This window comes from Hydrocarboniphaga sp. (assembly GCF_965279055.1).
In the GTDB taxonomy this organism is placed as follows: Bacteria; Pseudomonadota; Gammaproteobacteria; order Nevskiales; family Nevskiaceae; genus Hydrocarboniphaga.
Genome location: NZ_OZ257125.1, coordinates 3742659 through 3754656 on the forward strand (window position 1 = coordinate 3742659; position 11998 = coordinate 3754656).

9 protein-coding genes are annotated in these 11998 nt (G+C 66.0%); 6 read left to right on the forward strand and 3 right to left on the reverse strand.

The window, feature by feature from the left end; genetic code table 11:
* Positions 1-45 precede the first annotated feature (45 nt).
* The 5 genes from ACQZF9_RS16875 (at position 46) to ACQZF9_RS16895 (ending at position 6516) form a co-directional block, all read left to right on the forward strand.
* Positions 46-1326, forward strand: coding sequence for an amidohydrolase family protein (locus ACQZF9_RS16875; protein WP_428310122.1), 1281 nt, complete (start codon positions 46-48; stop codon positions 1324-1326).
* Between the two features lie 16 nt (positions 1327-1342).
* Positions 1343-2752 carry an aromatic ring-hydroxylating oxygenase subunit alpha gene (locus tag ACQZF9_RS16880; RefSeq protein ID WP_428310123.1) on the forward strand — a complete coding sequence of 470 codons (1410 nt, stop codon included), beginning with the start codon at positions 1343-1345 and terminating at the stop codon, positions 2750-2752.
* Positions 2753-2950: 198 nt separating this feature from the next.
* Positions 2951-3262: a Rieske (2Fe-2S) protein gene (locus tag ACQZF9_RS16885; protein WP_428310124.1), complete on the forward strand. Its 312-nt coding sequence runs from the start codon at positions 2951-2953 to the stop codon at positions 3260-3262.
* 238 nt (positions 3263-3500) lie between these two features.
* Positions 3501-4673 carry an FAS1-like dehydratase domain-containing protein gene (locus ACQZF9_RS16890; protein WP_428310125.1) on the forward strand — a complete coding sequence of 391 codons (1173 nt, stop codon included), beginning with the start codon at positions 3501-3503 and terminating at the stop codon, positions 4671-4673.
* A gap of 127 nt (positions 4674-4800) precedes the next feature.
* Positions 4801-6516, forward strand: coding sequence for a class I adenylate-forming enzyme family protein (locus ACQZF9_RS16895; protein WP_428310126.1), 1716 nt, complete (start codon positions 4801-4803; stop codon positions 6514-6516).
* A gap of 159 nt (positions 6517-6675) precedes the next feature.
* On the opposite strand, the gene ACQZF9_RS16900 is transcribed toward ACQZF9_RS16895, so the two are convergent.
* The 3 genes from ACQZF9_RS16900 to ACQZF9_RS16910 all read right to left on the reverse strand — a co-directional run bounded on the left by ACQZF9_RS16900 (position 6676) and on the right by ACQZF9_RS16910 (position 10750).
* A complete protein-coding gene (locus ACQZF9_RS16900; RefSeq protein ID WP_428310127.1) occupies positions 6676-7482 on the reverse strand; it encodes an enoyl-CoA hydratase/isomerase family protein in 807 nt (268 codons plus the stop codon).
* Positions 7483-7805: 323 nt separating this feature from the next.
* Positions 7806-8513 (reverse strand): response regulator, encoded by a 708-nt coding sequence (locus ACQZF9_RS16905; protein ID WP_428310128.1) that lies wholly within the window; start codon positions 8511-8513, stop codon positions 7806-7808.
* Between the two features lie 134 nt (positions 8514-8647).
* The gene (locus ACQZF9_RS16910; protein WP_428310129.1) at positions 8648-10750 is read right to left on the reverse strand and encodes a DUF1302 domain-containing protein; all 2103 of its coding nucleotides are present in this window, start codon (positions 10748-10750) and stop codon (positions 8648-8650) included.
* Between the two features lie 212 nt (positions 10751-10962).
* Here ACQZF9_RS16910 and ACQZF9_RS16915 point away from each other — a divergent pair, with 212 nt between their 5' ends.
* Complete coding sequence (locus tag ACQZF9_RS16915; RefSeq protein WP_428310130.1) at positions 10963-11985, forward strand: AraC family transcriptional regulator; 1023 nt, start codon at positions 10963-10965, stop codon at positions 11983-11985.
* Positions 11986-11998: the final 13 nt, after the last annotated feature.

Below are 11998 nucleotides of genomic sequence, written 5' to 3' on the forward strand. Positions count from 1 at the left end.
GGTCACCGGCAACAGCCCGGGTTAAAGGGCTGGGAGGCAGAAACCATGAATAAAACCATCATTGCAGGCGCCAGAATCTGGGACGCCAGCGGCGCGGCGCCTTTCGACGGCGAGGTGCTGATCATCGGCAACCGCATCAGCGCGGTAGCGCGGGGAGCGGGCCAGCTGCCACGCAGCGGCGCCACCGTGATCGAGGCGCGCGGCATGACCCTGATGCCGGGCATGACCGAGGGCCATGCGCACCTGTCGTTCGAGGCAGTGACCTCGACCGAAGACCTGATCGCGCCGCCGCCGGAAGAACACACGCTGTTGACTGCACGCGTAGCCAAGGTCCTGCTGGATCATGGCTTCACCAGCGCCTGGGGCGCATCCGAGGCCAAGCTGCGGCTCGGCGTCGCGGTGCGCAACGAGGTCGACGCCGGCCGCCTGCCCGGGCCGCGCATCCGCGCCGGCTCGCTGGAAATCACCGTCACCGGCGCGATGGGCGACGAAAGCAAGCTGCACAACCCGCGCAAGGGCCCGTCTATCATCGTCGACGGCCCCGAGGAAATGCGCAAAGCCGTGCGCCTGTGCTGCCGCGAGGGCTGCGACAACATCAAGCTCGACGTCTCCGGCGATCCGTTCTATCCGAACACGCCGGCCAATACGACGCCGATGGCGTATGAAGAAATCCTGATGGCGGTGGAAACCGCGCACGCCTATGGCCGCAAGGTCAACGCGCATACGCGCTCGATCGGTGGTACCCAGGCCTGCCTGAAAGCCGGCGTCGACGTGCTGTTCCACTGCGAATACAGCGACGAGAAAACGCTGGACATGTTCGAGGAAGCCAGGGACCGCGTGTTCGTCGTGCCGACGGTCAGCCTGTTCCACACCATCGTCAAGAACGAAGCGGCCGGTTACGGCCTGAGCGCGGAAATCGGCGGCTACATGGGCATTCCGGGGCTACTAGAAGCTTCGGTGGCGACGCATACCGCGCTGCGCAAGCGCGGCATCCGCCACCTGATCGGCGGCGACTACGGCTTCGCCTGGAGCCGCCAGGGCACCAATGCGCGCGACCTTCAGTTCTTCGTCGATTACTACGGTTACACGCCGGGCGAGGCGCTGCGCTGCGCCACGCGCAACGGCGGCGCGCTGATGACCAGCGTCAGCGGCGACAAGCTCGGCGAAATCGGTGAAGGCTATCTCGCCGATCTGCTGCTGGTCGACGGTGACCCGCTGGCCGACCTGTCGCTGCTGTGCGACGCCACGCGTCTGCGCCTGATCATCAAGGACGGCGCGATCTACAAGAACGACACCGCCGCGATCGCGCATCGCGCCGCGGCCTGAGGACGACACGCAGACCATGAACGACAGCACCATCATCAAGCTCAAAGACCTTCCGAAAGGTGCCGCACGCTGCCCCGGCGCGCCGAGCACGCAGGACATCATCGCCGCCGACAAGGTTGCCGCACCGGGCTGGGTGCGCTCCGAGTCCTACCACTTCATGGGCGACGAGGACATCTCCAAGGATCGCTACATCGACGCCGACTACGCCAAGCGCGAGTTCAAGAACCTGTGGACGCGCACCTGGCAGTTTGCCTGCCGCGAGGAGCATATTCCGAACGTCGGCGACTACCACGTCTACGACATCGGTCCGTACTCGTTCATCATCACCCGCGTCACCGAAACCGAAGTGCGCGGCTACTACAACGCCTGCCTGCACCGCGGCACCAAGCTGCGCGCCAGCGGCACCGAGGGCAGCGCCGAAGAATTCAAGTGCAGCTTCCACGGCTGGAGCTGGAACCTCGACGGCTCGCACAAGGAAACCGTCTGCCACTGGGATTTCCCGCATGTCGAGCCGAACAACTTCGCGCTGCCGCAGGTGCGCGTCGAGCTGATGTGGGGCTTCGTTTTCATCAACATGGACCCGGATGCGCCGAGCTTCGCCGACTACGTCGGCGCGGAAGCCAAGTCGCATTTCGACAAATGGGGCCTGGAAGACCGCAGCATCTACCTGCACGTGGTCAAGCGCCTGCCGTGCAACTGGAAGCTTGGTATCGATGCGTTCCTGGAGGCCTACCACGTCATCGAAACGCATCCGCAGGTCGCGATCAGCAACGCCGACGCGAACTCGCAGTACGACACCTACGGCGAGCACGTCAATCGCTTCATCTCGACGCTGGGCGTGCTCAGCCCGCATCTGTACGGCCAGTACACCGAGCAGGACATCTTCGACCAGTTCACCATCGGTGACGCCACCGCCATGGGCGGCGCCGCCAAGCCGAAAGTGCCGCAAGGCAGCACCGCGCGCGCGGAAATGGCGGTGATGTTCCGCGGCATGTTCGAACAGGCATCGGGCACCGATCTGAGCAAGGTTTCGGATTCGGAACTGCTCGATGCCTTCTCCTACACCATCTTCCCGAACATCTTCCTGTGGCCCGGTATTTCGCTGCCGCTGGTCTACCGCTTCCGCCCCGATCCGCACGACCATCGCAAGTGCCTGTACGAAGTGTTCTTCATGAAGCCGGTTGCGCCCGGCACCGCGCGGCCGATGCCGGCGGAGCCGATTCGTCTGCAGGATCACCAGTCGTTCTGCGAGGCGCCCGGCATGACCGAGGCCTTCGGCAAGATCCTCGACCAGGACACCGACAACCTGATCCTGCAGCAGGAAGGCCTGGAGGCCAGCGCCAAGAGCGGCCTGACGCTGGGCAACTACCAGGAAATCCGCGTGCGCCATTTCGAGCGCGCGGTGGACAAGTACGTCGGCAAGTAGTCGACACAGTTGCCCTCTCCCTCCGGGAGAGGGTGGCTTGATCCACCCCACGAAGTGCGAGCACTTCGTGGGGACCCCGAAGCAGCGCCGGGTGAGGGCCTGGACGTCGCGCATGGCGCTTAACTAAGAGTCCCTCACCCCTGCCCCTCTCCCGAAGGGAGAGGGGTTCCATCCGCGATCCAAAGGTAGCCAACAACCGTGTCGACTTCATTCACCCGCGTGCTGGCGCTCGCGGAACTGCCGGTCAACGGCAAGAAGCCGCTCAGCGTCGCCGGCAAGCCGATCCTGCTGTGCAACGTCAACGGCCAGCTGCACGCGATCTCCAACGTCTGCTCGCACAACGACAAGCCGTTGGAGCGCGGCCGCCTCGGCAACGGCTGGATCGCCTGCCCGACGCATGGCGCCCGCTTCGACCTGGCCACCGGCAAGCCGCTTTGTTTGCCGGCGACGCAGCCGATCAAGACTTACGAGCTGCGCGTGGTCGAGGACTGGATCGAAGTGCTGGTTTGAGCAGCGCACAACCAACATCCGTTCCGCCCGAGTAGCCGCTTCAGCGGCGTATCGAGGGACGCCTGCGAGGCCGGTCCGCTCCCTCGATACGCGGGCAAGCCCGCTACTCGGGACAAACGGGGTTTGTTGGCTGGCCCCGCCGCGTGCGCCTACTGTCGATGCACCGGCGCTGGATGACGGGATCACGCGGCGCCCGCAAGATACGATCTGTTCACCAAAATTATTTCCGGAGAGCGGGATGTCTGAAGTGAAGCTCGACATGAGCGATGTCGACAAATGGATCGGCAAGCCGGTGATCTTTGCCGAGCTGTGGGACCCCTGCAATGCCACCGACATCCGCCGCTGGGTCATGGCGATGGATTATCCGAACCCGATCCACTGGGACCAGGAGTTCGCGCAGAAATCGCAGTTCGGCGGCATCGTCGCGCCGCAGTCGTTCGCGGTGGCGATGGACTACGGCCACGGTTGCCATCCGGCCTGCGTCGGCAAGATCCCGGGCTCGCACCTGATTTTCGGCGGCGAGGAATGGTGGTTCTTCGATGCGAAAGTTCGCCCCGGCGACAAGCTGTTCCAGAAGCGCCGCTTCGACGGCTACGACGTCAAGGACACCAGCTTTGCCGGCCCGACCGTGTTCACGCGCGGCGACACCGAGCACCGCAACCAGAACGGCGTGCTGGTCGCGCGCGAGCGCGCCACCGCGATCCGTTACCTGATCGACGAAGCCAACCAGCGCAAGGTGTACGGCAAGGAGAAAGCCTCGCCGAAGCGCTGGGACAAGCAGGAACTGGCCGAGATCCACAAGCTGCGCTACGACTGGCTGCTGTCGGGGCGTGAAGGCAAGTCGCCGAACTGGAGCTCGGTCAAGGTCGGCGACAAACTGCCACGCCGCGTGATCGGCCCGCACACGATCACGACCTTCGTCACCGAGTACCGCGCGTACCGGCAGAACATCTGGGGCACCTGGCGCTGGAACGTGCCCGAAGGCGCCTACGATCCGGCCAAGGAAGACGCCGGCTTCGCCCAGGACATGACCTATGACCACGACGCGCGGCGCATCGATCCGCGCCAGGGCGACGGCCTGTACTACGGCCCGTCCAGCGGCCATTTGAATCTGGAGAAAGCCGCGAACATCGGCATGGGCGGCATGTACGGCTACGGCGCGTCGATGAACGCCTGGCAGGTCGACACCATCGCCTACTGGGCCGGCCACAACGGCTTCGTCTGGCACTCGGTCACGCAGTTCCGCAGCCCGGCGTTCGAGGGCGACATCACCTACATCGACGGCGAAGTCGTCGACAAGATCGAGCGCTCGGTCTATGGCTGCCCGGTGGTCGTCGTGCAGGTGAAGATGAAGACGCAGAACGGCGAGACGATTCTGACCGGCAAGGCGGAAGTGCAGCTGCCGTACTGAGTGTCTCGATAAGAATGCGCAGCCTCTTTGTCATTCCCGCGAAGGCGGGAATCCAGTTCTTGCAGTACCGCGCTACCGTCCCCTGGATTCCCGCCTTCGCGGGAATGACAGCGTCAGCAGGATCGCCATGACCAACGCCGCAGCCACGCTATCAATCGTCCACGGCTCCCCGCTGGCGCACGAGCCCGGCATCGGCGCGCTGACCATCGCCGGCTACGCCCGCGAGATCACGCAGCGCTACGGCGCGCGCGAAGCGCTGGTGCTGCATGCGCCGGGCGGCCGCATCAGCTGGAGCTACGACCAGCTGTGGCAGCGCTCGGTCGAAGTCGCACAGGCACTGATCGCGGCCGGCGTCGGCAAGGACAGCCGCGTCGGCATCCTGATGACCAACCGGCCCGAGTATCTGTCGGCGCTGTTCGGCACCGCGATGGCCGGTGGCGTCGCGGTGGCGCTGAGCACGTTCTCGACGCCTTACGAACTCGAATACCTGCTGCAGGCCTCGAACGTATCGCTGCTGCTGTACGAACGCCAGGTGCTGAAGAAGGATTTCGGCGCGATGCTGGTCGAGCTGGAGCCGCGCATTTCCAGCGCAAAAAAAGGCGAATTCAGCTCGACGAAGTTTCCGTTTCTGCAGCGCCTGGTCGCGCTCGACACGGTGACCGCGGTGTCGGCGCCAGCCAGTGCCGACGCTTTGATCGTCGAACGCTGGGACGATTTTCTCGCCGCCGGCCATCGCATCGACGCAGCGCAAGTGGCAGCGCGAGCCGCGTCGGTGTCACCCGGCGATGCCGGCGTGCTGTTCTTCTCCTCCGGCACCACCAGCATGCCCAAAGGCATCCTGCACGCACAGCGCGCGCTGGCGATCCAGTGGTGGCGCTGGCCGCGGCTGATGGACATCGACGCCGAGCGCTACCCGGTGCGCTGCTGGACCGGCAACGGTTTCTTCTGGTCGGGCAACCTGTCGATGGTCTGCGGCAATGCGTTCAGCAGCGGCGGCGCGGTTATCCTGCAGCCGGCGTTCCAGGCCGACGAGGCGCTGCTGATCATGGAGAAGGAAAAAGTCAGCTTCCCGAACGGCCGGCCGCATCAGTGGGCGCGGCTCGAGGCTTCGGAGAACTGGAACAAGGTCGACCTGAGCAGCCTGCACTACATCACCTACGGCACCACGCTGCTGAAACATCCGACGGTCAAAACCGACTGGCAGCTGCGGCCGGCCTTCGGCACCACCGAGACTTTGACGATCAACACTGCGGTGCCGGCGAACACGCCGGAGTCCGAGTTCCGCGGCAGCTATGGCCTGCCTTTGCCCGGCAATACGCTGAAGATTTTCGATCCGGAGACCGGCGAGGTCGTCGCGCGCGGCGAGCGCGGCGAGATCGCGATCAAGGGCCCGACCTTGATGCTCGCTTACATCGGCAAGACGCTGGAAGACAGCTTCGACGACGCCGGCTATTTCTGCACCGGCGACGGCGGCTATGTCGACGACGCCGGCCGGCTGTTCTGGGAAGGCCGGCTGACCGAGATGATCAAGACCGGCGGCGCCAACGTCGCGCCACCGGAGATCGACGCGGTGATCGCGACCTACCCCGGCATCCGGCTGACCCAGACCGTCGGCGTGCCGCATGAGACGCTGGGCGAAATGGTGGTCGCCTGCATCGTGCCGCAGGACGGTCTCGCGCTCGACGTGACGGCGCTAATGGATTTTCTGAAAGAGCGCCTGGCGAGTTTCAAGCTGCCGCGCGAAGTGCTGCTGTTCAGTGAAGAGGAGTTGTCGGTCACCGGCAGCGGCAAGATCAAGTTCAAGCTGCTGCGCGAGATCGCGGTGAAGCGGCTGGCGGGCTGAGAGGCCTTAAATCCCGACACAATCCAACTCCGTTCGTCCCGAGTAGCGGGCTTTGCCCGCGTATCGAGGGAGCCGACTGCGACCTCGGTCGGCTCCCTCGATACGCCGCGTTGCGGCTACTCGGGACGAACGGAGTTTGTTAGATCCGCTGCTGTCCGCTCAAGCCTTGCCCTTGCCGCCGATGCCCTGCACGTAGCGCTCCATGCCGGCCAGATAATCCGGGTTCAACATCAGCACGCTGTTGGCCATGCGCTCGACGTTGCGCGCCTGCGCCAGGCCGACGTCGTGGGCCAGTTCGATCGCGATCTTGGCGGTGCCCATCTGCTCGCCGTTCTGCTTGGCCAGATGGCGGCAGAAATTCATCGCGTCCTCGGCGAAGGTCTCGTCAGGATAGACCTCGTGGACCAGGCCCATGATCTCGGCCTTGGCGGCGCTCGCCGGCAGGTTGGCCATGATCAGGTAGCGCGTCCAGTGCGTGCCGATGATGCGCGCGAGGCGGCTGACACCATTGGACGCCGGCAGCACGCCGAACTTGCCTTCCGGGAACGCATAGCTGGCGCTCCTGGCCGCGAGCCGGAAATCGCAGGACAGCGACATCTCCAGGCCGCCGCCGACGCACATCGCGTGGTGCGCGACGACGATCGGCTTTTCGATGTGCTCCATTTCGTCGTAGATGCGGTGCATGCCGTTGAGCCGCAGCCGATGATTCTCGCGTATGCCCGAGCCGCTGCGCTGCGGCGCCACCGAGCCACCGCTGCGCAGGTCGGCGCCGGAGCAGAAGTAGCGGCCGCTGGCGCGAATCAGCATCACCTTGAGTTCGGGGGTATCGCGGAAATGGTGCAGCGCGGTTTCGAACAGCGCCATCATCTGCGGCGTGATCGCGTTGAGCTTTTCCGGCCGGTTCAGCGTGGCGATCAGGATGCCGCCGTCTTCTTCGGTCAGCAGGTGCGGTGCTTCGTCGGACACTTTTACTCCTGGGGTCGGGCGCTGCCGGCTGCGGCGCGCTCCTGTTATCGGTGAGCCGCCAATCTAATTCGCCGCGGAATGCATGGTCAACAGCTGTGTTGATTCAGGCAATGGCTGCGACGCCCGCGTTTTCCTCTCTCCCCTTGCGGGAGAGAGTCCCCGCATAGCGGGGGAGAGAGGGGTTCAGCACTGCGAGCGCGCAACCCCTCTCCCGGCGCTCCGCGCCACCCTCTCCCACGAGGGGAGAGGGGAACCGAGTGCGTCGCAGAAACGAAAACGCCGCGGCCCTGGGGCCGCGGCGTGGGTAACGCAGAGCGGGTGGATCAGGCCGCGATCGGCTCGGCCTTGGGCGAAGGGCCGCGCGCCAGGTCCCAGCGGTAGCCGCTGCCGCGCAGCGTCGTGATCGGATTCAGGGTCGCATCCGGATCGAGCTTGCTGCGCAGGCGGCGGATGAAGACTTCGATGACATTGCTGTCGCGCTCGTCGTCTTCGGAATACAGATGCTCGGCCAGCGTCGACTTGGACACCACCTTGCCGGCGTTGAGGATCAGGTACTCGAGCACCTTGTACTCGTAGGCGGTGACATCGACGTTCTGGTCCCTGACCTGCACGGTCTTGGCCGAGGTGTCGACGACGATCGGGCCGCACTCCAGGCGCGGATGCGCCCAGCCGCCGGAGCGGCGCAGCAGCGCGCGAGCGCGCGCCAGCAGCTCGTCGCGCTGGAACGGCTTGACCAGGTAATCGTCGGCGCCGGCTTCCAGGCCTTCGACCTTGGACTGCCAGCCGTCGCGGGCGGTCAGGATCAGGATCGGGAACTTGCGGCCGGCCTTGCGCGCGCGGCGGATGATCTCGACGCCGCTGATGTCCGGCAGGCCGAGGTCGATGATGGCGATGTCGACCGGGAATTCCTCGGCCATGTACAGGCCGTTTTCACCGTCGCTGGCGACGTCGACGGCGAAACCGTCATCGGCGAAGCACTGCGACACCAGCGCACGCAGGTTGGCATCATCCTCGATTACGAGTGCTCTCATTTTGATCCCCTTGGATTGGTCTGGGCGGGGGCCTCGGTGAGAGGGCCGCCCGCGCGATTCGTCATGCGACTGGCGGCGAATCTAGCCCGGGCCAGCTGAACGCCAGCCAGACCGCAGGTGAACCGGGGAAACGCTCAGAACGAATAGGCCAGGCTCAGCGCGATGTTGTCGCGGTCCAGCAGGGTGTTGTACTTGCCGCCGCCGCTGAACAGCTGGTATTGCAGGTTGACGCGGAAATTCTGCGTGATCTGCGTGTCGAGCACCGCGTAGACGGTCTTGCGGCCCTCGACGTAGTTCGGCGCGTTCGCAGGCGAAATACCATGCACGTCGTGAAACAGCAGCAGCGCCGGCTGCAGGTTCACGCCGGCGAAGACGTTGTTGTAAGTGAAGCGGGCGAGCATCCGATAACCCCAGGAAAACGAGGTGGCGTAGCCGCGCGTCTGCTGCGTCGGATTGATGCGCAGGCTGTTGGCCTCGCCGTTCGGATCCCCGGTCCCATCGGCGCCGGGGCTGTGATGGGTGCGGTCGCCCGAGCCTTCGAGCTGCAGGCGGTCGATCGCCGGCAGGTCGAAGATGTTGGTGCCGCTGACTTCGACGACGAAAGTCAGCGCATCGGCGCCGACGTGGTTGTCGGTGGCGCTGAACTGGCGGATGCCGGTCAGCGCGAACTGGCCGACATGGAAGCGCTCGTAGCCGCGGATCATGTCGTTCGGGCCTATCGTGATGCCGCGATAGCCGCTGATGAAATCCGGCACCGACGTCCGTGCGCCCGGGATCGTGAACGGCGCCGCGTTGCCGAGCAGGCCGCTGGGCACCGGAATGTCCTGCAGCGGGAACGCCGGCGATTCGGCCGCGAAAATCAGGTCGCTGACCGCGATCTGCAGCGGCATGTTCGGCCGGTAGGCATATTCGCCGGCCAGCGACCACGAGCCCACGGTGGTGTTGAAACTCGGACCGAACAGCTGGATGCCTTCCGGGTAGTCGACGAAGGGCGTCAGCGTGTCCACCGGCAGCGGCTCACGGCCGCCGACCGCGCCGCCGGGGCCGTTGAAGCCGCCGCAGGCGATCAGCGCGCTGGCGAACGAGCCCGGCGTGCCGTCGCGCGTGCAGCTCGCATCGGCGGCGATCGCGCTGATGTAGGGCACGCGGCTGTGATAGCGCAGGTATTGCAGGCCGAACTCGGTGCCGTTGTTGAAGTCCTCGGCGTAGTACTTCAGCTGCACGCCGAACTGGCCGCCGTCACGCGCATCGCCGTACTTTTCGCCGAGCAGATACGCGGTGCGCGTGGCGCTGCTGATCAGTGAATTCGGAAACGGCGGCTGGTATTGCCGGTCCGGGTCCTGCGCGTACTGGCCAAGGCCGACGATGACGAATTCGCCGCCGCCGAGCACGTTGTTGGTCGAGTAGAAACTGCCGGCGGTGTCCGGATCCAGCCGCACCCACTGCAGCTGGTAGAACAGCTCGGCCGAAAAGCCGGCGCCGAGATCACCGCTGACGGTGATCGCCGGCACCGCCTTCATGAACTCATTGATCTGCGCGCCGGGCATGCGCACCACGTTCGCGTCCAGCGGGTTGATCGCCGAGAGGGTATTGAATTGAGTCAGCGAGGATTCGCCCCAGGGCAGCAGCTGGTTGCCGACGGTGACGGTGCCGCGCTCGTTGCTGGCGGCGACGAAGGCCTCGCGCCACTTGAAACCGAGCGCGAAGCGCGAGCTCAGATCGTCGGGGCGATCCGGATGCGCGTCCTGGTAGAGCGTGTTGTTGCGCGTCTCGCGGAAATTGTCGTTGCGCGGATCGTAGTAGGCGATGCCGCGGAACTTGGCGCTGAACGGACCATGGTCGAAAGTCAGCGTCGGCGTCAGCTTGGTGGTCGCGGCGACGATGTCGTACTGCTGGTAGTTCATCTCGGCGTTGTCGGTGTTGACACCGGCGAACGCGCCCTTGGCGTCGACCAGGCGCTGGTTCGGCGCCGGGTCGCCGCGCAGCGACATGCAGTCGTCGGCCGCGCACAGGTTCTGCTGGCCGGGCACGTCGGTCTTGCCGAGAAAGCGCGTATCCGGCGCCTCCAGGCGCACCGCGACGCCGGTCGTCAGCAGGCCGCTGAGTCCGAAGGTGGAGTCGCCATACACCAGCTGGATATCGTCCGCGGCCGCCGGCGCGCAGCCGCCGCCCAGCCCCAGTGCCAGCAGCCAGACCGCCCTGCGCCCCGGCCTGGCAGGCTCCCTTCGATCAGCCATCCGCTTCCCCCCACTGGACGATCGTCGCCGCCCGTTCTATTTGGTCTGACCTTGTACCCGCTCGCCGCTGTGCAATCTCGGCCTGCGGGGACATACTCTTGTCGCAAGAGGACACACGACAAGCGCGCCGGCACCCGACACAGCGGGCCGAGCCCGCCGATACACGGCGCAGGGACCGGCGCATTGAAGCAGCAGGTGCGAGAGGCCTCAGCATGAGTTCCGAAGCAACCACCATCAATACCTGGGCGATCGCGCTGGTGCGCACGCTGGACGCGCGCGGCTGCGACGGCCACGCGCTGGTCACGGCCGCCGGCATGGACCCAGCCATGCTCGCCGACCCCAACGGCCGCGCGCCGGTCGGCGGCATGACGCGCCTGTGGCGGCTCGCCGTCGACGCCACCGGCGACCCCTGTCTGGGCCTGAAAGTCTCGGCCTTCGTGCAGCCGGCGACGTTCCACAGCCTCGGCCTGGCGCTGCTCGCCAGCCAGAACCTGGAGGACGCGCTGGAACGCATGGCGCGCTTCTCGCGCATCGTCAGCAACGTCGCCGACGTGCGCACCGAGCCGGCGCCCGGCGGCGTGCGCCTGGTGGCGCGCTGGCTGGCGGATTCGCCGGTGGTGCCCGAGGCGATCGACCTGCTGATGGCCTCGGCGCTGAAGATGGGCCTGCTGCTGCTGGGCCAGGACCCGTCACTGCCGCGGCCGATCGAGCTGAGCCTGCGCCGCAGCGCGACGCCGCCGATGCGCGAGGAGTTCGCCCGCCACTTCGCCTGCCCGGTGCATTTCGAGGCCGCCGACAACGCGCTGCTGATCCCGCAAGAGTGGATCAACCGCAGCCTGCCGATGGCCAACCCGCAGCTGGCGCGGCAGACCGACCTGGTGGTGATGGATTACCTGGCGCGTTTCGACGGCGCGCGGCTGGCCGAGAAAGTGCGCGCCGAGCTGATCTCGCGCCTGCCGGCCGGCGAGCCGGCGCGCGCCGAGGTCGCGAGCGCGCTGAACCTGTCCGAGAAAACCCTGCAACGCCGCCTGCGCGACGAGCACACCAGCTACCAGCAGGTGCTCGACGACATCCGCCGCGACCTGGCACTGAAGTACCTGAACGACGGCCGCACCTCGGTGTGCACGGTCACCTTCAAGCTCGGCTTCTCCGACCAGAGCAGCTTCACCCGCGCGTTCCGCCGATGGACCGGCGAGACGCCGGGCGAGTACAAGGCAAGGCCTCAAGCCGCGTGACGCCCTGCTTGCC